The organism is Nonomuraea sp. K271 (assembly GCF_009908215.1).
Lineage (GTDB): Bacteria > Actinomycetota > Actinomycetes > Streptosporangiales > Streptosporangiaceae > Nonomuraea > Nonomuraea longispora.
Map to the genome: position 1 here is coordinate 1 of NZ_JAAAHR010000158.1, position 22,933 is coordinate 22,933.

20 protein-coding genes and 2 pseudogenes are annotated in these 22,933 nt (G+C 69.5%); 13 read left to right on the forward strand and 9 right to left on the reverse strand.

From position 1 onward, the window contains the following. Positions 1 to 130: 130 nt before the first annotated feature. Positions 131 to 1,795 (forward strand): energy-dependent translational throttle protein EttA, encoded by a 1,665-nt coding sequence (gene ettA, locus GUY59_RS37080; RefSeq protein ID WP_132338985.1) that lies wholly within the window; start codon positions 131 to 133, stop codon positions 1,793 to 1,795. 295 nt (positions 1,796 to 2,090) lie between these two features. Here the strand turns inward: ettA and GUY59_RS37085 are convergent. Both GUY59_RS37085 and GUY59_RS37090 read right to left on the reverse strand, forming a co-directional pair. After that, positions 2,091 to 3,265 (reverse strand): annotated as a pseudogene (locus GUY59_RS37085) (ISL3 family transposase); the annotation flags it as partial. 48 nt (positions 3,266 to 3,313) lie between these two features. Beyond that, positions 3,314 to 3,691 carry a hypothetical protein gene (locus GUY59_RS37090; protein ID WP_138205787.1) on the reverse strand — a complete coding sequence of 126 codons (378 nt, stop codon included), beginning with the start codon at positions 3,689 to 3,691 and terminating at the stop codon, positions 3,314 to 3,316. 455 nt (positions 3,692 to 4,146) lie between these two features. Between GUY59_RS37090 and GUY59_RS37095 the strand changes: the two genes are divergently transcribed. The 3 genes from GUY59_RS37095 to GUY59_RS37105 are packed head-to-tail and all read left to right on the forward strand — an operon-like array spanning position 4,147 to position 6,247. Next, on the forward strand, positions 4,147 to 4,659 hold the full coding sequence (locus GUY59_RS37095) for a VOC family protein (RefSeq protein WP_138205789.1): 513 nt from the start codon (positions 4,147 to 4,149) through the stop codon (positions 4,657 to 4,659). Positions 4,660 to 4,715: 56 nt separating this feature from the next. After that, a complete protein-coding gene (locus tag GUY59_RS37100; RefSeq protein WP_138205791.1) occupies positions 4,716 to 5,123 on the forward strand; it encodes a Zn-ribbon domain-containing OB-fold protein in 408 nt (135 codons plus the stop codon). After that, positions 5,120 to 6,247 (forward strand): thiolase C-terminal domain-containing protein, encoded by a 1,128-nt coding sequence (locus GUY59_RS37105; protein ID WP_138205793.1) that lies wholly within the window; start codon positions 5,120 to 5,122, stop codon positions 6,245 to 6,247. The genes GUY59_RS37100 and GUY59_RS37105 overlap by 4 nt, the downstream gene beginning before the upstream one ends. Positions 6,248 to 6,450: 203 nt before the next feature. Here GUY59_RS37105 and GUY59_RS37110 read toward each other — a convergent pair whose 3' ends face one another. Then, the gene (locus GUY59_RS37110; protein ID WP_138205795.1) at positions 6,451 to 7,605 is read right to left on the reverse strand and encodes an acyl-CoA dehydrogenase family protein; all 1,155 of its coding nucleotides are present in this window, start codon (positions 7,603 to 7,605) and stop codon (positions 6,451 to 6,453) included. 106 nt (positions 7,606 to 7,711) lie between these two features. On the opposite strand from GUY59_RS37110, the gene GUY59_RS37115 reads away from it, so the two are divergent. Beyond that, positions 7,712 to 8,323 (forward strand): TetR/AcrR family transcriptional regulator, encoded by a 612-nt coding sequence (locus tag GUY59_RS37115; RefSeq protein WP_138205797.1) that lies wholly within the window; start codon positions 7,712 to 7,714, stop codon positions 8,321 to 8,323. On the opposite strand, the gene GUY59_RS37120 is transcribed toward GUY59_RS37115, so the two are convergent. Both GUY59_RS37120 and GUY59_RS37125 read right to left on the reverse strand, forming a co-directional pair. Further along, entirely contained in the window at positions 8,310 to 9,134 is an 825-nt protein-coding gene (locus GUY59_RS37120; protein ID WP_138205799.1) for a MaoC family dehydratase, read from the reverse strand. The two genes, GUY59_RS37115 and GUY59_RS37120, sit on opposite strands and share 14 nt — an antisense overlap. A 1-nt stretch (position 9,135) precedes the next feature. After that, positions 9,136 to 10,035, reverse strand: a complete 900-nt coding sequence (locus tag GUY59_RS37125) for an SDR family oxidoreductase (protein ID WP_138205801.1) — start codon at positions 10,033 to 10,035, stop codon at positions 9,136 to 9,138. A gap of 73 nt (positions 10,036 to 10,108) precedes the next feature. Between GUY59_RS37125 and GUY59_RS37130 the strand changes: the two genes are divergently transcribed. Genes GUY59_RS37130 through GUY59_RS37140 form a run of 3 tightly spaced genes read left to right on the forward strand, consistent with a single transcriptional unit; the run spans position 10,109 to position 13,139 of the window. Continuing rightward, complete coding sequence (locus GUY59_RS37130) at positions 10,109 to 11,536, forward strand: DHA2 family efflux MFS transporter permease subunit (RefSeq protein WP_138205803.1); 1,428 nt, start codon at positions 10,109 to 10,111, stop codon at positions 11,534 to 11,536. Between the two features lie 14 nt (positions 11,537 to 11,550). Continuing rightward, positions 11,551 to 11,979 (forward strand): acyl-CoA thioesterase, encoded by a 429-nt coding sequence (locus tag GUY59_RS37135; RefSeq protein ID WP_246064444.1) that lies wholly within the window; start codon positions 11,551 to 11,553, stop codon positions 11,977 to 11,979. Further along, on the forward strand, positions 11,976 to 13,139 hold the full coding sequence (locus GUY59_RS37140; RefSeq protein ID WP_138205805.1) for an MFS transporter: 1,164 nt from the start codon (positions 11,976 to 11,978) through the stop codon (positions 13,137 to 13,139). The genes GUY59_RS37135 and GUY59_RS37140 overlap by 4 nt, the downstream gene beginning before the upstream one ends. On the opposite strand, the gene GUY59_RS37145 is transcribed toward GUY59_RS37140, so the two are convergent. From GUY59_RS37145 to GUY59_RS37160, 4 genes and pseudogenes are all read right to left on the reverse strand, one after another. Next, a complete protein-coding gene (locus GUY59_RS37145; RefSeq protein ID WP_138205807.1) occupies positions 13,134 to 14,642 on the reverse strand; it encodes a glycoside hydrolase family 13 protein in 1,509 nt (502 codons plus the stop codon). The genes GUY59_RS37140 and GUY59_RS37145 overlap by 6 nt on opposite strands. 24 nt (positions 14,643 to 14,666) lie before the next feature. Further along, positions 14,667 to 15,041 (reverse strand): annotated as a pseudogene (locus GUY59_RS37150) (globin); the annotation flags it as partial. Between the two features lie 43 nt (positions 15,042 to 15,084). Beyond that, a complete protein-coding gene (locus GUY59_RS37155; RefSeq protein WP_236667864.1) occupies positions 15,085 to 15,945 on the reverse strand; it encodes a mechanosensitive ion channel family protein in 861 nt (286 codons plus the stop codon). A gap of 558 nt (positions 15,946 to 16,503) precedes the next feature. Next, entirely contained in the window at positions 16,504 to 16,788 is a 285-nt protein-coding gene (locus tag GUY59_RS37160; protein WP_132339009.1) for a hypothetical protein, read from the reverse strand. Positions 16,789 to 17,060: 272 nt separating this feature from the next. Between GUY59_RS37160 and GUY59_RS37165 the strand changes: the two genes are divergently transcribed. From GUY59_RS37165 to GUY59_RS37185, 5 genes are all read left to right on the forward strand, one after another. Continuing rightward, positions 17,061 to 18,617, forward strand: a complete 1,557-nt coding sequence (locus GUY59_RS37165; protein WP_138205813.1) for an XRE family transcriptional regulator — start codon at positions 17,061 to 17,063, stop codon at positions 18,615 to 18,617. After that, complete coding sequence (locus GUY59_RS37170; protein ID WP_138205815.1) at positions 18,614 to 19,102, forward strand: GNAT family N-acetyltransferase; 489 nt, start codon at positions 18,614 to 18,616, stop codon at positions 19,100 to 19,102. Before GUY59_RS37165 ends, GUY59_RS37170 begins: the two co-directional genes overlap by 4 nt. A gap of 336 nt (positions 19,103 to 19,438) precedes the next feature. Beyond that, a complete protein-coding gene (locus tag GUY59_RS37175) occupies positions 19,439 to 20,659 on the forward strand; it encodes a DMT family transporter (protein WP_161714884.1) in 1,221 nt (406 codons plus the stop codon). Positions 20,660 to 20,933: 274 nt separating this feature from the next. After that, positions 20,934 to 22,571, forward strand: coding sequence for a tetratricopeptide repeat protein (locus tag GUY59_RS37180; protein WP_138205819.1), 1,638 nt, complete (start codon positions 20,934 to 20,936; stop codon positions 22,569 to 22,571). 15 nt (positions 22,572 to 22,586) lie between these two features. Next, a partial coding sequence (locus tag GUY59_RS37185; RefSeq protein WP_201761788.1) for a hypothetical protein occupies positions 22,587 to 22,933 on the forward strand: 347 nt, incomplete at its 3' end.

Here is a 22,933-nt window from a genome sequence, read left to right on the forward strand (position 1 = left end):
TACCCCGACATCCCAGCCTCCCGACATCCCCGCCCCCGACGACCTCGTCCCTGGCCGTGTCGGTGGGGACGGGAGAGCCTGATGGAGAGAGCGGCGGAAGCCTGGGCCGGGAGCCCCTAAGCTAGGAAGCATGCCGGAGTACATCTACACGCTGCAGCGCGTGCGCAAGGCGCACGGCGACAAGGTTGTCCTTGACGACGTCACCCTGTCGTTCCTGCCCGGAGCCAAGATCGGTGTCCTGGGGCCGAACGGCACCGGGAAGTCGACGCTGCTCCGGATGATGGCCGGCCTGGAGCAGCCGTCCAACGGCGAGGCGAAGCTCATGCCCGGCTTCTCGGTGGGCATGCTCCAGCAGGAGCCGCCGCTCAACGAGGAGAAGACCGTCCTCGGCAACGTGCAGGAGGGCGTCGCGGAGACGATGGCGATGCTCCAGCGCTACAACGAGATCGCCGAGCAGATGGCCACCGACTACAGCGACGAGCTGCTGGAGGAGATGGGCAAGCTCCAGGACCAGTTGGAGCACCGCAACGCCTGGGATCTCGACAGCCAGCTGGAGCAGGCGATGGACGCCCTGCGCTGCCCGCCGCCCGACGCCGAGGTGACGAAGCTGTCCGGTGGTGAGCGCCGCCGGGTCGCGCTGTGCAAGCTGCTGCTCGAAGCGCCTGACCTGCTGCTTCTGGACGAGCCCACCAACCACCTCGACGCCGAGAGCGTGCAGTGGTTGGAGCAGCACCTCGAGAAATACGAGGGCACCGTGCTGTCCGTCACCCACGACCGCTACTTCCTCGACAACGTCGCCGGCTGGATCCTCGAGCTCGACCGTGGCCGTTCCTACATCTACGAAGGCAACTACTCCACCTACCTCGAGGCCAAGGCGCAGCGGCTCAAGGTCGAGGGCCAGAAGGACATCAAGCGCAAGAGGCGCCTGGAAGGCGAGCTGGAGTGGGTGCGGTCCAACCCGAAGGCCCGCCAGACCAAGAGCAAAGCCCGCCTGCAGCGCTACGAAGAAATGGCGGCCGAGGCCGACAAACACCGCAAGCTCGACTTCGACGAGATCCAGATCCCGCCTGGCCCGCGCCTGGGCACCACGGTGATCAAGGCCGACAACCTCACCAAGGGGTTCGGCGACCGGCTGCTGATGGAGAAGCTCACGTTCGACCTGCCCCGCAACGGCATCGTCGGCGTCATCGGCCCCAACGGCGTCGGCAAGACGACGCTGTTCCGCATGATCACGGGTGCGGAGACCCCTGACAGCGGTTCCATCGTGGTCGGTGACACTGTGAAGATCTCCTACGCCGACCAGACCCGCGGCGGCATCGACCCCGGCAAGAACGTGTGGGAGGTCGTCTCTGACGGGCTCGACCACATCAAGGTCGGCAACGTGGAGATGCCGTCGAGGGCCTACATCGCGGCCTTCGGCTTCAAGGGCCCCGACCAGCAGAAGAAGGCGGGGGTGCTGTCGGGTGGCGAGCGCAACCGGCTCAACCTGGCGCTCACCCTCAAGCAGGGCGGAAACGTGCTGCTCCTCGACGAGCCCACCAACGACCTCGACACCGAGACGCTGTCGTCGCTGGAGAACGCGCTGCTCGACTTCCCAGGCTGCGCCGTGATCACCTCGCACGACCGGTGGTTCCTCGACCGCATCGCCACCCACATCCTGGCGTGGGAAGAGGGCTCGAACTGGTTCTGGTTCGAGGGCAACTTCGCCGACTACGAGAAGAACAAGATCGAGCGGCTGGGCGCCGACGCCGCCCGTCCTCACCGGGTCACCTACCGCAAGCTCCACCGCGACTGACCCGCCCGTTCGGCCGGATCGGTTCTCTGGAACCACTTCATCCGGTACGGCACAGCCAAGGTCACGCCACCCGCCGACGGTGGCCGGTGATGTCCAGGGGGTGCCACGGTCTATGGATGATCCGGGGGCTGACCTGTGCTTTTAGGCTGCTACGGGGTCATTGTCGGCGGGTTGGCGTCATGATCGACGACACAGTACGATCACGCCGCACCCGCCCCGACGACAAGACGCTCCGCATCGCGCTCAAAAAGTGGGCCTACCGCCACGGACGGACCAACTCCGAAAGCCCTCCCCTTGAGATCGCCTCGGCGCTGGCATGGCTGGCCGCCAGCACGTCAGACGCACGCCTGCCCAGTGTGCGGCAAAGTGTGCTCACTTCGACCAGCGCGGCCGGGACGCTGTGGCTGATTGTCTCGATCAGCTTCGCCATGAGCTGCCGGCCTCGGGTGCGGTCGGGTTCGTGGTAGGCGGCAATCATGCGCTGGTAGATGCCCCAGGTGGCCTCGACCTCGATGTGGGCGTCGACTGCGCACAAGGTTTCGAGCCGGTGGCGTTGTTTGTCGGTGAGCAGGTTCGCACCGGTGTGCAAGGTCCGCCGTGCGGCATAGAGGGGGTCGCCGGTGCGGCCGCGGTGCCCGCGGGTGTCCTGTGGGACGCGTTGCCGGCACTGGTCCAGTGCGTCGCCGGCCAGGCGGACGACGTGGAAGGGATCCATCACCGCGACCGCGTCAGGGAGTTCCTCGGAGGTGGCTGTCTTGAACCCGGTGAACCCGTCCATCGCGACGATCTCCACGGCGTCCCGCCACGATGCCTCGCGTTGGTTCAGCCAACTGTTTGAACGCCTGCTTGGATCGGCCTTCGACCATGTCCAGCAGCCGGGCTGGGCCGGTGCCGTCGCGGACGCCGGTCAGGTCGATGATCACGGTGACGTACTTGTCCCCATGTCGGGTGTGCCGCCATGCGTGCTCATCCACGCCGATGACCTTCACGCCGTCGAACCGGCCGGGATCGTCGATTAGGACTTGCTGGCCCTCGGCCAGGACCGCGTCATTGGCGGTGTTCCACTGCCACCTCGAGGCCTTCGGCGACCCGGGCGACGGTGAGGTGCTGGACCACGATGGCTTCCAGTGCCCACCGCAGCCCACGCCGCGACAGCTTCGCCCGTGGCTCGGCAGCCAGACTGGTGTCCTGGCGCCACACGTGCCCGCGGCCGGTGCATCGGTAGCGGCGTACGACGACCTCCAGGGTCGTCGGTCGCCAGCCCAGCGGCTCGTGGGCCAACCGGCGGGTCACGGTGTCACGTGGTGTGCCCTCGCAGCCGCAGCGGCGGCACCACCGGTCCGGTTCGACGACCCGGCATGCCAGCACAGCGCGATCAGGTTCCAGTCGCTGCCCGGCAGCTTCCGGACCGAGCTGGTCGAGCCGGCAGAACGTGGTTAGGTCCGGGCACGCGAAGGTGGCGTCAGGCACGTCGCGCCGTGTGGCCGGACGGGCCAGAGGCTCCGATCCGTCAAGGTGTCACCATGGGTTCCCGACGCGTTTGGGTAGGGCGAAGACCAGGGCGAATGCGAGGATGCTGAATGCGGCGCTGGCGGCCATGGCGAGAGCCGCGCTCTGGCCGAACGTGTGGGCGGTCGATTCCGGGGGAGACGCCGTAAGGTCGAGGCTCCCGAATAGGACGCTGCCGACGACGGCGATCAACAAGGGCGCGAGCATCTTCCAGATGGTGAGGCTCGTCGCGGCGACCGTCGCGAGGATGAGCCAGAGCGCGATGAGGCCGACCATGTTGAGGGCGAGCCCCGTGACGAGGACGCGGCGACCGAATCGGCCCGTGAGCCGGTCACTGCCGGCCGAACCGCCGAGGTTGCCGATGGCGAACGTCCCCCGGGGCGCCATGCCCCCCGGGGCCGCGCGGCTCTCGCCGACAAAGGGTGATCAGGGGGCAAGGAGGGGGCGCACGGCCGCCATATCGGACGCGCAGCTCAGGGCACAAGTTGGCCCCCGGACCAGGCCGGTTGCGATCCCTCTACTTCGGTCTTTGAAGACCGGAGTGTTTCCAGGGAGACGCTCTCTGACCCGCACGACGAGCCCGCCGTTACGGCGGGATCGTCGGCCGTCAGGGTGGTGACACGGCATCAGGCCCGATGCGATCATCGCGATGTCCTTGGCGAGTGCCGGAACAGGAGCCCGAATAACCTACGCGGCTGCGTACGTCGGACAGGTGTTCCGCGACGATCTGCCTGCTCCCGCCGGCGATGGCCCTCCCGGGAGAGGGCCGCCCGTCAAGGCTTCAGGAAGGTGCCGCCGCTAGAATGCAATTCTAGGATCGCCCCCATCCAAGGAGTTGTGCGTTGGATCTCGAACTCGACGGCCTCGACGTGTCCTTCGACCACACCGCCGTGGCCGCCCCCCGGATCAGGGACCTGCTGCCGGTCTACCGCGATCTGCTGGGCGGCCGGCATGGCGGCGGCGGTGGCGACAACCGGACCGCCGGCTACCGCACGCTACAGCTCACCTATGCCAACGGCGGCAAGGTCGAGCTCATGGAGCCCTTGGCCGGCTCGACGTTCTTCGACAGCTTCTTCGAGCTCACGAGGGGCCGGGGTGGCGTTCATCATCTGAACTTCCATGTCCGCGACCTGGGCGCGGCGGTTGCCCGGCTGACCGCCCGCGGTTACCGGCTGCACGGCCTCAACACGGCCGACCCGCGCTGGCGGGAGGTGTTCCTGCACCCGAAGGAGGCGCATGGGGTGCTGATCCAGCTCGCCCAGCCGGGGCCGCGCCTGTCTGATGAGCCCCGCCCGTCGCTGGAGGAGGTGCTGTCGGGCCACGGCAGGAACGGTGACGGCGTACCGAGCCCTTGAAGGGGCGCCGACCGTGGATCTAGAGTGAAATTCTAGAACAATATTGGGGAGGCCGATTGAAGCCGGCACCTAGGCCCACGCCCGAGACTCAGCCGTTCTGGGACGGCACGGCTGCGGGCGAGCTCAGGATCCAGCGTTGCCAGACGTGCGCGCGGCACTACTTCTACCCGCGGCCGAACTGCCCCCACTGCGAAGGCGACCAGGTCGAATGGGTCCGCGCCAGCGGCCGCGCGACCCTCTACTCGTACGTGATCAACCACCGGCCCGCCCCCGGCTTCGAGGACGAGGCCCCCTACGCGATCGCGGTGGTCGAACTGGAGGAGGGCGTGCGCATGATGAGCAACATCGTGGGTGTCCCCAACACACCTGAGAACCTGCTGCTGGACATGGAACTGCGGGTGGTGTTCGAGCAGCGGGGGGAGGTGCACGTGCCCCTCTTCCAGCCCGCCGGAGGCCCGAGATGACCGTCGTGATCGCGGGCGCCGCCGAGACGGATGAGCTGGGCCGTCTGCCGGGGCACTCGACCATGCGGCTCCACCTGGAGGCCGCGAGGAATGCGCTGACCGACGCGGGGATGGCAAAGCACGACATCGACGGCATCGCCACGGTCGGAACCCCGGGCCCGATCCAGATCGCCCACGCCCTCGGCATCACCCCCGCCTGGCTGGACGGCACGGGAGTGGGCGGTTCTTCGTTCCTCTTCCACGTACGCCACGCCGCCGCCGCCATCCGCGCCGGCCTGTGCCGTACGGTGCTGATCACCCACGGCGAGTCCGGCAGGTCACGGGTGGGCGCGGGCTGGTACGGGACGGGTCCGGATTCGCTGCTGGGCCAGTTCGAGCTGCCGTACGGGGTGGTGGGGCCGCCGACGTCGTTCACGATCACGGCTCTGCGCTACATGAAGGAGACCGGCCTGACCCACGAGCAGCTGGCGGAGGTGGCCGTGGCCCAGCGCCGGTGGGCCCACCTCAACCCGCGGGCCCTCTACCGCGACCTGATCACGGTGGACGACGTGCTCGCGTCGCGGATGGTGGCCTACCCGTTCCACCTCCTGGAGTGTTGCCTCGTGACGGACGGCGGCGGTGCCCTGATCGTCACCTCGGAGGAGCTGTCCCGCAGGCCGCCGGTTTACCTGCTGGGTTCGGGGGAGTCGGCGGAGTCCCCGATCATCTCGCAGATGGAGGACTTCACCACGTCGAAGGCGTTCCGGCTCTCGGGCGAGGCGGCCTTCGCCGAGGCCAAGATCGGCCATGACGACGTGGACCACCTCATGGTGTACGACGCCTTCGCGCACGTGCCGATCTACGGCCTGGAAGACCTGGGGTTCGTCGGCAGGGGAGAAGCCGGCGCGTTCATCGCCGAGGGCCACACGTCGCCGGGCGGCCGCCTGCCCCTGAACACGAACGGCGGCGGCCTGTCCTACACGCACACCGGGATGTACGGCATGTTCGCCATCCAGGAGTCGGTACGGCAGTTGCGCGGTGAGGCGGCGGCCCAGGTGCCGGGGGCGGAGGTCAGCGTGGTGCTGGGAAACGGCGGCATGTTCGCGTCGGCCGCCACCCTGGTCCTCGCCAACCGCCTCCCCTGACCCTCCGGCGGCTCCGGCTCCGTCATGTCGACCGAGCGCGGCCCGGTCAGCTCGTAGACCTGCCGACGTGCCCGCCCGACGTGCTTGTTCGCCGTGCCCCGGCGTGCCCGCTCGACATGCCTGACGTGTCCGACGTGTGGAGCTGGGCGAAGAGCACGGTGGCGGGGGTCCGGGTGGCGTCCTCCACCGGCCACGGCGGGCGATCACTCCCCGATCAGCCCGAGTCTCGCGTGCCCCTTGATCAGGTCGCGCGCGATCGTACGCCGCTGGATCTCGTCGGTCCCCTCGAAGATGCGCAGCAGCCGCAGTTCCCGATACCACCGCTCGATCGGCAGCTCTTTCGTGTACCCCATGCCTCCGTGGATCTGCAGCACCCGGTCGACCACCTGGTTCGCCATCACGGCGCCGTTGAGCTTGGCGATCGACGAGGCGTGCCGCGCGTCCAGCCCTTCCCGCACCCGCCACGCCGCGTACAGCGTCAGCCACTTCGCCGCCTCGATCTCGACCTGGGAGTCGGCGATCATCCACTGGATGGCCTGGTACTCCGCGATGGCCCGTCCCATGGACTTGCGGATCTTGGCGTAGTCGACGGCCATCTGGAGCATGCGCTCGGCGGACCCGATGGCCCTGGCGGGGATCATGTAGCGGCCCTGCCCGATCCACTCCATGGCCAGCTCGAAGCCCCGGCCGGGCTCGCCCAGGACGTTCTCCTGCGGCACCCGTACGTCCTCGAACACCAGCGAGGCCGGGCCCCACTGCCCCATGGTCGGGATGGGCTCGGAACGCCAGCCCATGTCGCGGTCCACGAGGAAACACGTCACGCCGTACGGCTCGGCCACGGCGAACACCATGACGAAGTCGGCCTCGTTGCCGCCCGTGATGAAGGTCTTCTCGCCGTTGATGATCCACTCGGCGCCGTCCCTGATGGCGCGGGTGCGGATGTTGCGGGCGTCGGAGCCGGCCTCCGGTTCGGTGATGGCGAAGCAGGAGCGGCGCTCGCCCTCGATCGTGGGGATCAGGTAGCGGCGTTTCTGCTCGTCGGTGCCGGCGTAGAGGATGTTGTCCGCGCTGCCGCCGAACGAGAACGGCACGAACGTCCTGCCGAGTTCCATGGCGGTGATCGCGGACATGATCGGGCCCAGGGCGGCGCCGCCGTACTCCTCGGGGGTGTTGATGCCCCAGAAGCCCGACTTCCTGGCCTTGGCCCGCAGGTCGTGAAGGACGTCCATGTCCAGCGCCGGGCGGCCCTCGCGCTCGTTGCGCAGGACCTCGGGCTCCAGCGGCATGACCTCCTTCTCCACGAAAGACCGTACGGTGTCGCGGATCTGGCGTTCCTCGGTGGTGAGCGAGAAGTCCACGGCCGCCTCCTAGAAATTCTAGAATATTTCTCTAGGAAGAGGTTCTAGCCGATGGGGACTCCTGTCAAGAATTCAATTCTAGAATTGAGCGCGATATGATGATCGTATGGCACGCAAGTCCTCGTGGGAGTGGAGCCGTACGGCGCAGACCCGTAAGAGCATGCTGCAGGCGGCTCGTGAGGTCTTCAGCGAGCACGGCTTCGCGGAGTCCAACGTCGCCGAGGTGGTCGCCCGCGCCGGATCCAGCGTCGGCAGCCTCTACCACCACTTCGGCGGCAAGACCGAGCTCTTCCTGGCCCTCTACGAAGACCATCAGGCCGCCCACGAGCAGGCGTCGGCCGCCAGCGTGGCCAAGGCCAGGAAGTCCGGCGTCGACGACCCGGTCGAGCTGCTCATCGCCGGCGCCCGTGCCTACCTCGACGGGGCGTGGGAGCGGCGCGACCTGGTCAGGCTGTTCATCGACGGCGACGGGCCGCCCGGGTTCGAGCTGTTGCGCCGCACGCGGGGCAGGGAGTGGGTACGCCAGAACGCCGTGCTGCTCGGAGCGGGCGGCGACGCGCTCGCCCGGTTCACCGTGGCGGTGCTGACCAGCATCATCGGCGAGGCCGCCCGCGAGGTCGCCACCTCCGACACGGAGGAGGAGGCCAGGGAGGTCATCGAGGCGGCGATGAAGCTGATCCGCCGCCTCGACCCCCTCAAGGACTTCACCGACGAATGATGGTGGCGCGGCCGCGGTCGATCACCACGGTGCCGTCGTCCTTGGCGGTCCTGAACCGCACGTCCTCGCCGTCCACCCAGATCGACACCGTGAGCGAGTCCCCGGGGAAGACCGGGCTGGTGAAGCGCCCCGACATCGACAGGAAACGGCCCGGGTCCGACCCGGCCACCGCGTGCAGCAGCGCCCGCCCCGTCACGCCGTACGTGCAGAGCCCGTGCAGGATCGGCCGGTCGAAGCCCGCCCTGGCGGCGAACTCCGGGTCGCTGTGCAGCGGGTTGCGGTCACCGGACAGGCGGTAGATCAGCGCCTGCTCCGGCAACGTCGGGCAGGTCACCTTGTGGTCGGGCGCGCGGTCCGGCGCGGCCCACGCGTCGCGCGGCCCCCGGTCGCCGCCGAACCCGCCCTCGCCCCTGATGAACAGCGCGCTGCGGCTGGAGACGACCAGCTCGCCCGTGTCGAGGTCGACGGCCCGCGCCTCGGAGGTCACCAGCGCGCCCGTGCCCTTGTCGTAGATGCCGGTCACCTTCGAGGTCGTCCGCACGCCGCCCGCGGGGGGCAGCTCCCGGTGCAGCTCGAAGCCCTGCTCGGCGTGGACCAGCATGGCCGGGTCGAAGTCGCCCAGCCGCCGCCCCGGCGCCTGCGAGGCCAGCACCGCGAACGTCGGCAGCACCCGCTGCCCCTTCTCCGTGGTGAACTCCAGCTCGGAGGTGCCCGCGCCGACGCCGAGCGCGTACAGCATGGTGTCCTTGGAGGTCCAGGTGCGCTCGTGGGCCGGGCTCTCGACGCCGACGATGGAGTGGTCGAGCGGCATGTCAGTCCTCCCGTCCGGGGATGCGGCCGTTGGTCATGGCGTTGGGCGCGGCCTTGTCGACCAGGGCGGGGATGACGCCGCCCAGCTCGGCCGGGTCCCACCGGGAGCCCTTGTCGACGCCCGGCCCCGCGTGCCAGCCCTCGGCGACGCTGATCGCGCCCCCGCGCACGTTGAACACCCGGCCGGTGACGCCGCGGGCCTCGGCGCTGGAGAGCCAGACCACGAGGGGCGCGATGTCGTCGGGGTCGGCGCCGGTGACGCCGGCGGGCATGAGGTTCTCGGTCATGCGGGTCAGCGCGGCGGGGGCGACGGCGTTCACGGTCACGCCGTAGCGCTCCAGTTCCTTGGCAGCGATGACGGTGAGCCCTGCGATGCCGGCCTTGGCCGCGCCGTAGTTGCCCTGCCCCGGGTTACCGTAGATGCCGGAGGACGAGGTGGTGTTGATGATCCGGGCATCCACGGGTTCGCCCGACTTCGCCTTGGCCCGCCAATAGGCGGCGGCATGGCGCAGCGGCGCGAAGGTGCCGCGCAGGTGCACCCGGATCACCGCGTCCCACTCCTCGGCCGTCATGTTGACGAGCATCCGGTCCCGCAGGATGCCCGCGTTGTTGACCAGCACGTCGAGGCCGCCGAAGTGGTCGACGGCCGAGCGGATCAGCCGCTGTGCGCCGTCGAAGTCGGAGACGTCCTCGCCGTTGACGACGGCCTGACCGCCCATGGCCTCGATCTCCGCCACCACCTCGGCGGCGGCTCCGGACGTGCCGGTGCCGTCGACCTCCGCGCCCAGGTCGTTGACCACCACCTTCGCCCCTTGCCGGGCGAACTCGAGCGCGTGCCCTCGCCCGATGCCCCTGGCCGCTCCTGTGACGATCACCACGCGGCCTTCGACGATTCCGCCCATCCGACACCTCACTCCTTGACCCGGTACCGATGCGAATAGAATTCTAGTATCCAAATCTAGAAAGGACAGGCCCTTGCCGGCTGCGACCCCCATAGGGCATGCGTGGCGCACGTTGTCGGTGGTCAGCCTGGCGAGCGTGCTGACCGGTCTCGGCGGCAGCGCGATGAACGTCGCCCTGCCCGAGATCGCCAGGCACACCCAGGCCGACGCGACGGCCGCGGGCTGGATCCTCCTCGGCTTCCAGTTGACCACGACCGTGCTCATGGTGGTATTCGGGCGGCTGGCGGACCTGTTCGGGCGGCGCAGGTTGTACCTGATCGGGCTGGCGACGTACACCGTGGCCGCACTGCTCGCGGGCCTGGCGCCGAACGCGTGGGTGATCGTGGCCATGCGGGTCGTCCAGGCGGCGGGGGCGGCCATGCTGCTCACCAACAGCGCCGCCCTGGTCAGCGACGCGTTCCCGCGTGAGCGGCTGGGGGAGGGCATGGGGGTCTACGTGGCCTCGTTCTCGATCGCCGGGCTCATCGGGCCGACGCTGGGCGGGGTGCTCGCCGATGGTCTCGGCTGGCGCTGGGTGTTCTGGTTCAACGTGCCGATCGGGGTGATCTGCCTGGTGTGGGGCGGGATCGTGCTGCGCAGGACCGTTCCCGACAACCGCGACCGCGGGCTCGACCTGCCCGGAAGCCTGCTCGTCCTGATCACCCTGGGCGGGCTGCTGCTGGCGCTGTCGGAGTTCACCCGGCTCGGCTGGGGGCACCCGGTGGTGCTGGCCGGGCTCGTCTGCTTCGCCGCAGGGCTGCCTTTGTTCGTGGCCAGGGAGCGGAGGGCCGCCCATCCGGTCGTCGACCTGGGGTTGTTCCGCGACCGGGCCTTCACCTTCGGCACGCTCGCGTCGTTCCTCAACGCCGTCGCGCGCATGGGCATGGTGTTCCTGGTCGCGCTCTACTTCCAGGCCGTGCGGGGGGACGACCCCGTACAGGCCGGGCTGAAAGTGCTGCCGCTGGCCGTCGCGGCGATGACCGCGTCGGTGGCCTCGGGTTTCCTGCAGCGCCTCATGAGCGCCCGCGCCCTGGCCGTGGCCGGAGCCTCGGTGACCACCTGCGGGCTGGTGGTCATGCTGGTGGTGATGTCCTCGACCATGCCGTACGCGGCGGCGGCGACGGGCCTCGTGCTGATCGGCCTCGGCTCCGGCGTGTTCATGCCCTCCAACACCACCGCCATCCTCGACGGCCTGCCCTCGGCCCGGCTCGGCATCGTCAACGCCATGCGGCTGATGTTGCAGAACACGGGCAACGTGGTGGGCACCGGCCTGGTCCTGTCGATCATCACCGCGCCGCTCCCCGCCGCGCTGCACGAGCGGGTGTTCGCGGGCACCCTCTCGCACCTGAACGGCGGCGCGGTCGAGCAGCTCGTGACGGGCTACCGGTGGGCGCTCGCCGCCATGGCCACCGTCTCCGTGCTGACCGTGCTGGCCTGCCTGGGCCGCCGCAGGGCCACCTGACCGGGACGGGTACGGTGACTGACGTGGTTGAACGCACCCCGGCCCAGCGCCACCTCTACCTCCGAACGGTGAGATTCGCCGACGTCGACTCCCAGGGGCACGTGAACAACGTGCGTTTCCTCGACTACCTGGAGGATGCCCGTTTCGGCATGTTCCACATTGATCCGCACAACGCGGGTGACCAGCCGTTCAAGGGTCTGGTGGTCACCCGGCACGAGATCGACTACCGCCGCCCGCTCGGCTTCCGCGCGGAGCCGGTGCGCGTGGAGACGTGGGTGACGGAGATCAGGCCGGTGCGCTTCACCCTCGCCTACGAGGTCCGCGACGACGACGCGGTGTACGTCACCGCGAAGTCCGTGCTCGCGGCCTATGACGTGGAGCGGGCCGCCCCGCGCAGGTTGTCGGAGAGCGAACTGGCGTACCTCGTACGTTTCTCGCCATGAAACGCTGGTTGATGCTGGCCCTGGGCGTCAACGCCCACGCGAGCGTCACGCTCGGGTTGTTCGGCTTGCCTCTCGTCATTCCTGAAATAGAGCGACATTTCGGGGTTCCGTTGGCTGTGGCGGGGATCATGGCGAACGCTCCGGCTATGGGCATCCTGTTCGCGCTCGTGGCCTGGGGAGCGCTGGCCGACCGGCACGGCGAACGGCTGATCCTGGGCACGGGCGTGGGCCTGGCCGCAGTGTTGTTCGCCGCCGCCGCGGTCGCCGGTCAGGTGTGGGCGGTGATCGGGCTGCTGGCCCTCGCCGGCGCCGCCGGCTCGGCCGCGATGGTCGGCGGCGGGCGCATCGTGCTGCGCTGGTTCGAGCCGCCGGAACGCGGCCTCGCCATGGGGCTGCGCCAGGTGTCCTTCACCCTCGGCATGGCGATGGGAGCGTTCGTGCTGCCGCCCATCGCGCAGGCGCACGGCCTGGCCGGCGTGCTGTCCGTGTGCGCCGGCGTGAGCCTGCTGGCCGCCGTGCTGGCCGCGCTCTTTCTGGCCGAGCCGCCGCGCGCGATCTCCGGGCCGGGCGCCGTGCCGCGCGGCTCGCCGTACCGGCAGCCGGCGCTGTGGCGGGTGCACGCCACCAGCGCCCTGCACGTCGTCCCGCAGATCGTGGTCAGCACGTACGGCGTGACGTGTCTCGTGCGCCTGTACGGATGGGATGAGGTGGCGGCCGGCCGGCTGTTCGGTGTGGCGGCGATCGCCGGGGCCGCCGTGCGCATCGCGGCCGGTCGCTGGTCGGACCGCGTCGGCCTGCGCATGCGGCCCCTGCTGCTGATCACGGCCTGCAACCTCGGCGTCATGGCGCTGCTGGTGGCCGGCACACTCTCCGGCACCTGGCTCGGTCCCGCCATGCTCGCCGTGGCCGCGGTGATGACCGTGGCCGGCAACGGGCTCGCCTACCTGACGGCGGGCGAGCTCGCCGGGCCCACCTGGGCGGGGCGGGTGCTCGGCACCCACAACACCGTCCAGAACGTCGTCTCCGTCGTCGCCACGCCGCTGGCCGGCGTGCTGATCACCAACATCGGGTATTGGGCGGCCTTCGCCGCGGGGCTGGGAGGCGCGCTGCTGTCGCTGCCCGTCATCCCCTTCCGCGGCGAGGACGGCGAGCCATTATGACGCGCGGCGCAACCACGCCGCCGTGTCGGGCGGTAGCAGGTCGCCCCTCAGCGGCCCGCTCGCCAGCAGCACTTCGTCGTGCTCCGGCAGGCGTACCGGCCGGTTGCCGCAGTTGAGCGCGCAGATCAGCGGCCCGCGGGTGAAGAAAAGCACTCCCTCGGGAGACTTCAGCCACTCCAACGTATAAGGAATGGATCGCACCAGGTCACGGCGGCAGGCCAGGGCCCTGCGGTAGAACTCGAGTGTGGACCCGGTGTCCCCTTCCTGCTTCTCGACGCTCAGCTCCGCGAACGCCGCCGGCTGCGGCAACCACGGCGGCACCGCGCCGGGGGAGAACCCGTGGGAGGGCGGATCGACCGTCCACGGGATCGGCACCCGGCACCCGTCGCGCCCTGGCAGCTCGCCGTTCGACTGGTAGAAGATCGGGTCCTGCCTGGCCGCGTCGGGCAGGTCGGTCACCTCGGGCAGCCCGAGCTCCTCGCCCTGGTAGAGGTAGGCCGAGCCGGGCAGCGCCAGCATCGTGAGCACCGCCGCCTTCGCCCGCGCCGGCCCGGCGGCGGGATCGTCGGCCGCGTAGCGGGTGCGGTGGCGCACGACGTCGTGGTTGGACAGCACCCACGTCGCGAACGGAACGCTGGAGAGCGTGTCGTCGATCACCTTCCTGAACGCCGCCGCCGACCACGGCGCCTGCAGCCACGCGAAGTTGAAGCTCTGGTGCAACTCGTCGGGCCGCACGTAGAGCGCGAGATCCTCAAGGCTGTCGGTCCACACCTCGCCCACGGCCATGCGCTCGCCCGGATAGCCGTCCAGCACCCTGCGCCAGTCGCGGTAGACGTCGTGCACCTCGGGCTGCCCCCACACCGGCGAGACCGCCTTGAACGACTGGTCACCGATGTCGGGCAGCCCTTCGGCCTTGTAGAGCCCCATCGCCACGTCGATGCGGAAGCCGTCGACCCCGCGGTCCAGCCAGAACCGCAGGATGTCGAGGAACTCCCCGTGCACTTCGGGGTTGCGCCAGTTGAAGTCGGGCTGCTCCGGCGCGAACAGGTGCAGATAGTACGAGCCGTCCTCGACCCGCGTCCAGGCGGAGCCGCCGAAGGTGGACTTCCAGTTGTTGGTCCGGTCGCGGAAGAGGTAACGTTCGCGCCCCTCGCCGCGCAGCGCCGCCTGGAACCAGGGATGGGCGGAGGAGCTGTGGTTGGGCACGATGTCCACGATCACCCGCAGCCCGTGGTCGTGCGCGGCGGCCACCAGCGCCTCGAAGTCGGAGAGGGTGCCGAACAGCGGGTCGACGTCGCGGTGGTCGGCGACGTCATAGCCGCCGTCGGCCATGGGCGAGGTGTAGAACGGCGTCAGCCAGACGGCGTCGACCCCCAGGTCCCGCAGGTAGGGCAGGCGCTCGCGCACCCCCGCCAGGTCGCCGACCCCGTCTCCGGAGGAGTCGGCGAAACTGCGGACGTAGATCTCGTAGACGACGGCATCACGCCACCAGGGGATATCCATGTGGCGTGTCATGCCCCGTCAGGAGGGTGAGTTCACCAGGCTGTGGGCCGCGTAGACCAGATAGTCCCAGAGCCTGGTCTCCAGCTCCTCCGGCAGGTCGAGCGAGTCGACCGCGTCGCGCATGTGCCGCAGCCAGGCTTCGCGCTCGGTCTCGCCGATCACGAACGGCATGTGGCGCATGCGCAGGCGGGGGTGCCCGCGCTGCTCGCTGTAGGTCTTGGGGCCGCCCCAGTATTGGATCAAGAAGCCCCGCAGTCGCTCCTCGGCTCCCGTCAGGTCGGGCTCGGGGTAGAGCGGCCGCAGCACCGGGTCTTCCGCGACCCCCTCGTAGAAGCGCTGCACGAGACGGCGGAAGGTCTCTTCGCCCCCGACGGCGTCGTAGAAGGAGGTCTCAGTCACGTTCACCAGCCTATGGTGTGCCTGGGGTGGTGGCGCATCGAGCTCACCCCGCGACCATGGGGATGCCCGCGTCGTCGAGTGTCGTCTTGACCCTGATGCGCAGCTCTCTGGCCACCTCGGCCTGCTCGTTGGGCAGCGTCTTGGCGGTGATGCGGAACACCACCGAACTGTCGGAGAGCTGCTCCACCCCGAACACCTGCGGCTGCTCCACGATCTTGCTCTCGCGCAGCTCGGGGTCGGCCCAGAGCTCCTCGGCCAGGTGCTCGAGCAGCACGCGCACGCTGACGATGTCGGAGTCGTAGGCCACCGGCACGTCGACGTAGGCTCGCGACCAGCCCTGCGACTCGTTGCCGATCCTGGTGATCGTGCCGTTGCGGACGTACCAGACGCGGCCGTCGACGTCACGCAGCCTCGTGACGCGCAGGGTGACGGCCTCGACGGTGCCGATCGCGGCGCCCGCGTCGATCACGTCGCCCACGCCGTACTGGTCCTCGAGCAGCATGAACATGCCGGCGATGAAGTCCTTCACCAGCTCCTGCGCGCCGAAGCCGATGGCCACGCCGAGGATGCCGACGCTGGTCAGCAGGGGAGCGATGGGGATCGTCAGCCGGTCGAGCACGGTCAGCACCGCGGTGCCCAGGATCACGATCGAAGCGATGTGCTTGAGCACCGAGCCCATGGTCTCGGCCCGCTGTTTCCTGCGTTCGTGGAGCAGCGCGTCGATGCTGTCGGTGGCGGCGCCCTTGCGGAACCTGCGGCTGATCGAGCTCTTGGCGGCGGTGCGAAGGACCAGCCGCGTGATCATCTTGTGCGCGACCTTGCGGAGGACGAACGCAAGCACGACGATCAGCACGATGACGACCGCGCTGGCCACGATGGGTGCCCAGGCCGCGTTGTCGAACATCCCGACGAGGGTAGAGCAAACAGGGTCCTTGGTACAGACCCCTGTCATGTCCTGGACCACTTTTTCCGGGTCCGGAAGCCCGCTCGATGGCGAAGCGGGTGGCGACGGCGTCACCAGCAGTAACAAAGGTGGATCCCCCTCCAGAAGCGGTTCGGTCGGGCTCTTTGGACCGTTGCGATCCAAAATACCGCCGACCGAACCGCCCGCCGTCACATCACGCCGGGGAAGACGGGGTCGCCGGCTCTCTGGGCCGCGGAGGGAGAGAGCGGACGCTCCGATGACGGACGGCTCGGCAAGGGACAGGCACCCGGAAGCATGTCCCTTACCGGTTCCGGGAGGGATCCCCCCCAACACCCTCCCGGCGGACCGGGAGGGTGGCTTGGCGTGCACGGCGTGCGGGCCGTGCCGGCAACAGTCAGGTGTGAGGCCAGAACCGGCGGAGTGACCAGGACCCCACATGCGTGGAACCCTCCGCACCGGTCACTCCGCCGGCCCTGTGAGGCCGCCGTGGTTGCGGTGCGCCGCGGTGGCTGCGCTCCACCCGGCTCACCGCGTCGGTCATTCGACCACGGCGGCTAGCACGCGGGCGACCTTCGTCGCGGCACCGGCCGGGTCGTCGGCCGTGTGCATCCGTTCGCCCCAGGACCAGCAATACCACCAATCCGGCATATCGGACACAGTGGCCGGCCTGCAGGTGACGTTCTCGGACAGGCTCGTCGCGTTCGGATTGATGACGCGTACGAACCTGCGACCGTTCTGGTTCTGGACCACTCTTGCGAGCAAGCCATGAGCGCCCAGTTCGGATACGAGCCGCTCCAAGTGCTCGAAGTCGTCGTCCCCCACCGTTCGTCCTCCCTACGATCGCCGCTGGTGGGCCAAACATGTCTCATGTCAACGGCGAACGCAACGAGCTTGAGTGGCTACAGGGAGTTGCTCTTCTCCCAAGGGATATAAGAAACAGTCCCGGGGAGGACGATCCTTAACCGTAGGCTGGCTCAGGGCGTTTTCAAACCCGTCGTCTCTGGTTCATAGTCATGGGTAGGCGCACAGCGACTTGAAGGCTACTCTGAGTCACAAGTTGCGGACCGGTCGAGACTTGTTTGGAAGGGGCCGGGATGTCCGGCAGACAGCACAGGGAGACGGAGATCGCCCGGCGGATCAGGGCCAAGGGCCTGGCCGCCGGGCGCACTTCGGCCCAGATCGCGGATGAGATCCACGAGGCTTGCGCGTCACAGTTCAGCACCACCCGCATCAAGGCGCACCGGTTGTCCTACGGGATCGCCCTGGCCGACGTCATCGAGCAGGTGAGAGCCCTGTTCGAGCGCGACTCGAAACCCACCCCGGGCATCGGCGAGACCTTGCTCTCGGCGTACGAGAGCGGGCTGAAACGCCCCGGGCCCGAATATCTGCACTACCTCTGCACGGTCTACCGCGTCGAGCCGGCCGCGCTCGGCTACGACGGGCCGTGCATCTGCGGCCACGGCCACGCGCACCGGGCGGCGGGAGCGCTCGGAGGTTCCGAGGCCAAGGACCCGCCGCTGCTGCCGACCGAGCGCGAGCTCAACCTCCAACCCATGGTCACCGATCCCGAGGCGCAGGAGGACGAGAACATCCTGCGCCGCACGATGTTAAATCTGCTGCACACCGACACCAACCTCAACGAGGCTCTCGACGGGGTCGTGCTCGGAGCGTGCGAGGGCATCAGACGGCGGATGGACGAGACGCTCGTCTCGGCCACGGTGTCCGCCGCGATGCTCGACCAGTGGGAAGAGGCGACGATCAGCTTCGGCCGCCAGTACACGACGACGGCCCCCCTGAGGCTGCTGTGCGACGTGCTGCTCGAACTGAGCGCGGTCCGCACGGCGATGTCCCGCCGCCAGCCCATCGACCTGCAGGAACGCTTGTGCAGGATGGCCGCCCAGCTGTCCGGGCTGAGCGGCATGATCATGATCAACCTGGGCGACCACCGCCTGGCCCGCTCGTTCTTCCGCACCGGGCGCACCGCGGCCGACGAGACCGGCGACCGCGCGCTGCGCGCCTGGATCACCGCTCGCGAGTCGCTCGTCCCCCTCTATTTCGGCGACGCCCGCGAGGCCCTCACCCTCGCCAAGAAGAGCCGCGACCTGGCCGGCTCGATGCCGTGCGCCGCACAGGCCATGGCGCCGGTCGTCGAGGCGAGGGCGCTGGCCATGATGTCGGGGGGCGACAGCAAGAAAGAGGTCGTCGACCAGGCCAAACGCGCGCTGTCGAGGGCGCGCAGCGCCTTCTCCCACCTCAAGAGCGAGGACCAGGAGGACGTCGCCTTCGGCTACACCGAGAAGCAGCTCTACTTCTACCAGGGCGACGTGCTCACCAAGCTCGGTCAGACGATCGAGGCCGAAGTGGTGCTCGGCCAGGCGCTCACCAAATACCAGGACCACATCCTCGACCAGACGCTCATCAGGCTCGACCAGGCCCAGTGCCGGCTGATCGACGGCGACGTCAAGGAGGCGGTGGCGATCGGTGTCAAGGCGCTGCGCCTGGTGAGCGACGAATATCTGACCGACTTCATCGTGCGGCCGGCGGCGGCGCTCGGACAGGCGATCGCGGCCCGGGACGCCAACGCGCCAGGGCTCGACGACTACTACGCCGAGCTGCGGCGCTCGCGAGCCCAGATGAAGGGGGGCGCATGAAACTGAAGATCCGGCGCTACCGCTGGTCCGATCTCGACACCGTCCTCTCCCTCCACCAGATCTGTCTGGCGCAGGTGGGCCTGGTGCCCGGCGACGGCGTCTACTACGACGACGACTTTCCCCGCATCCAGGAGATCTATCTGGCCTGCGGCGGAGACTTCCTCGTCGGAGAGGTCGGCTCCCGGGTGGTGGCGATGGGCGGGCTGAAACCCGTCGACACGAGCACGGCCGAGATCTGCCGGCTACGCGTGCATCCCGACGTCCAGCGGCGTGGCTACGGTGAGGCCATGCTCGTCACCCTGCAGCAGCGCGCCGTGGAGCTCGGCTTCGAGCGCGTCAGGGGCGACACCACGCTCAACCAGGAGGCCGCGCTGGCGCTCTACGCGCGCCAGGGGTGGCGTGAGCTCTCCCGGCACAAGGTGGGCGGTCTCGTGGTGGTCAATGTCGAGAAGCTGCTGAATCCCGGCGTAACCCTCGACCGCTGACACCCCCGCTCAACCGGCGGCCCCACCCCTCCGGGGTCGAACCCCCTCCTCGGGTGACTTCTCCCCACTTCTCCCGCTGACCTGTGTCGTCACGGAGCGTGACGTGCGATGGTCCTGCAAAGCGGACGATCCCGGATGATCAGCCTGACGGATCTGTCGGCGGCGGCCGAATTTCCCTGTGACGGATAAGGATGTACGGACCCGCGGGTGAGGCTCTTAACACCGAGTTGTAGAGGACCATCACCGGCTGCTCACTGTACATCTACGGCTGCGAATAGTAGTGAGATGCTTTTGGGCATGGCAGTCTTGCCCGCTCCCCGCCCCCTCCTGGGAGCTGTGCTTCTGTTGTTCGTCAGCGCCGCCTGGGGGTCGGCCTTCCCGCTGATGAAAGATATCATCGGCCGTTTACCGGTCGAGGATCTGCTCGCTGAGCGTTACGTGCTCGCGGCGCTGACACTGCTCGCCATCAGGCCCGGCTGCCTTCGGGGACTTCCGAGGGTGACGTGGATCTACGGGACCGTACTCGGGGTCATGTTCGGGCTCGGCCAGGTCGGGCAGGCGGTCGCCCTGCAGTGGCTGCCGTCGGCGGTGTCCGGGTTCGCGGTGGGCTGCAGCGTGGTGATCACGCCGATCCTGGCGCTCATCCTGCACAAGGCGAGGGTGCCGCGGCGGATCTGGGCCGGGGTCGCGCTGGCGCTGGCCGGCATGATGGTGTTCACGCTGCTGCAGGGGATGGAGGACCACGAGGTCTCGGTGCTCGCGCTCGGCGTCACGCTGGCCGCCGCCGCCCTCTACTCCGGCCACACGCTCCTGCTCGCGCAGTTGTCCAGCCGCGGGGCGGGGTTCCACGCGTACGCGCTCACCGTGATCCAGCTGTTCACCATAGGCCTGCTCACGGGCGGCTTCGCCGTGCGCGACGGGATCGTGTTGCCGACCGGCCTGCACGACTGGTCGGTCATGGCGCACCTGTCGGTGGTCTCGTGCGCGCTGGGCTTCCTGGCCCGCTCGTACGGCCAGGCGCACGTGCCCGCCGTGCCCAGCGCGATCCTGATGTCGTCGCAGCCCGTCTGGGTGGCCGCGATCGCGGTGATCTGGTTCGACGAGGCGATGGGCTGGAGCATGGTCGTCGGGGGCGGGCTCATGGCCGGGGCGATGTTGCTGGCGCTGCCGGCCAGGGCCGCGGCCCTGCGCCGCGGGCGCGGCCATCGCGATCTGCTGGTGAACGCCACCAGGACCGCCGCCCAGAGGCTCGCCGACCTGAGGGTCAAACGGGCTGATCCGCTGCGGCTGGACGGCACGCATTCGCCGATCATCGTCAAGACCGCCTGTGGTGACACCGATTCGTGCCCCTGGCACACCCGTTCGCTCAAGGGCGGCGGCGAGCCGAGCCTCGAGCGGCTGATCGAGCGGGCCACCGTCATCGTCAGGGCGCGCAACCTGCACGGGCCCGGCTGTTGCCAGTCGGTCACGTTGCTCGGCAGGTGCCTGTGCGACCTGATGGAGCAGTCCGAACGTACGCGTACCACAGGATTGCCCCGATGGTTTCGCTCCCAATAGGGGAGAAATACCGATCAATAGGCAGGCAAGTGATTACTATCCGCTAATCCGCCTCTTGTTTAGCATGAACCTTGATATTCGGTGGGGTGTCCGAATAATGGGAAATTACCCCCGGAGTGGAGAGGTACGTCATGAAGCGCATCATTGTCCGTAAGCCTGGCACCGTGAGGCTCGCGGGGACCTCCAGCGTCATTCACAAGGGGTGAACGAGGCGAGGTCCCATCACAGGGTCCCGGGCGAACCGCATGCCCGGACGGAAACCGCGCGACTGCTGATGCCGGTGATCGACGGGCACCGGCGGCCGCGTGGCCCGTACACCGTGGCCGCCGCCCTGTTACGGCACCTGGTGCCACCGGCGTTGGAACGCTCCCGCGACCTCGTGGCGGCGTACGACATCGAGATCAGGGCGGCCGCGCCCGAGCTCGCCCGGCTCGTGCCCGCCGCGCGGGTGACGGTCGAGGCGGACCTGTCCGACGACGAACGTATCCTCGTGCCGGCGCCCCGGCGTACGCTGCGGCTGGCCAACGGGCTCACGGAGTTCGTCCGCGACATCGTGCCTCCCGGGCGGGAGCTCGTGGTGGGCAACGCGGTCGAGGCCGACCCCACGGACATCGAACTGCTCGACGTCATGATGCGTCGGATCCCGCCCGCCACGCTGGCGATCACCGTCTTCTCCGGCGGACCCCGGCACCCGCCCGACGACCGCGACGCCGACGAGTTGTGGGCCGTGGTGGACCGGTGCGTACGTGAGGGTTTTCTGCACGCCGTCGCCGAGCTGGGGGAGCTCGGCATGTCGCGCACCGAGCCGGGCGGCGCGCGCTGGTGGGGTTTCGCCCAGCGTACGGCGACCGCGCTGGGCGGGCTCGACCGCACCGGTGACGCCCTCGCCGTGTGGGACCGGGTGCGCGAGGTCAGTCAGGACCCGGAGATGCACGCCGCCAGCGCGTACGGCACCGCCATGCTGGACGCCCGTCACCGCGACCCCGCCGGCCGCGACCTGACCAGGGCCAGGCGGTGGCTCAACGAGGCGATCGCCATCTCCACGCTCCTGCCCGACCCCATGAAGCGGGCGTTCAAACTCGGTTTCGACCGCAACGGCCTGGCGCTGATCGAACTGCGGCACGGCCGGCTCCACGTCGCGCTGTCGCTGGTCGAGTCGGCCATCGAATTGGCGGGCGAGCTGGGGGAGCGGCACCCGCTGCACCGGATGGTGCTGCTGGCGAACCGGGCGCAGCTGCTGTCCGCGCTCGGGCGTGTCAAGGAGGCGCTGGACGACTACGCCGCCGCGATCGCCGTCGACCCGGCCTTCCCCGACTACTACCTGGAGCGGGGGAACCTGCTGTTCGGGCTCGGCCGGCACGAGGAGGCGCTGGCCGACTTCGAGCGCGCCATGCGGGCCGGGCCGCCGCTGCCGGAGGCGCACTACAACCGGGCCGAGCTGCGTACCGTGCGCGGGGACGTCGAGGGGGCGCTGGCCGACCTGGGCCGGGTGATCGAGCTCGATCCCTCGTACGTGGACGCGTACATCAACCGGGCCGGCCTGCTGGCCGCCTGCGGCCGGGACGAGGAGGCCGGGCAAGACGTCCGGGCCGGGCTCGCGCTGGCGCCCGGCAACCCGCACCTGCTCACGGTGCTGGGCCAGCTGGAGACGTCGGCGGGCCGGCTCGCCGAGGCCAGGGTGGCGCTGGACCTCGCCATCGAGCAGGCACCCCGGCTGGCGGCCGCCTGGGGCAACCGGGGGGTGCTGCGCTTCGCCGCCGGAGACGCGCGGGGCGCGGCCGACGACCTGTCGCGGGCCATCGAGCTCCAGCCGCAGCCCGACCTCTACGCCAACCGGGCCGTCGCCCTGCGGGCCCTGGGCCGTGACACGGAGGCGGAGGCGGACGAGCGCAGGGCCGCCTCGCCGCCCTGATGGGACGATGACTTCATGACGGGGCGTATGGGGCGGGCGGCCGCGGTGTGCGCCGCGCTCGGGGTGCTGTGGTGGGCGACCGTACGCCTGGCATGGGCCGGGATCGGTTGCGAGGACTGGGGATGCCTGGTGCCGGCCGTCGGGGTCGTCGTGCTCATCTCGCTGGGCCTGTTCGCCTGGTCGGCCCGCGCGCTGGAGCGGGTCGGCGTCCGTCCGGGCCGGCGGGTGGCGCTGGTGGCGACCGGGGTGCTGGTGGCGTTCCGGCTGGCCGGCGAGTCACTGCCGTCGTGGACGTCGTCGTCCGCGCACGCCGTCACGGCCGCGCTGACCTTCGGCGGGGCGGGGGCCGTGACGGCGTGCGC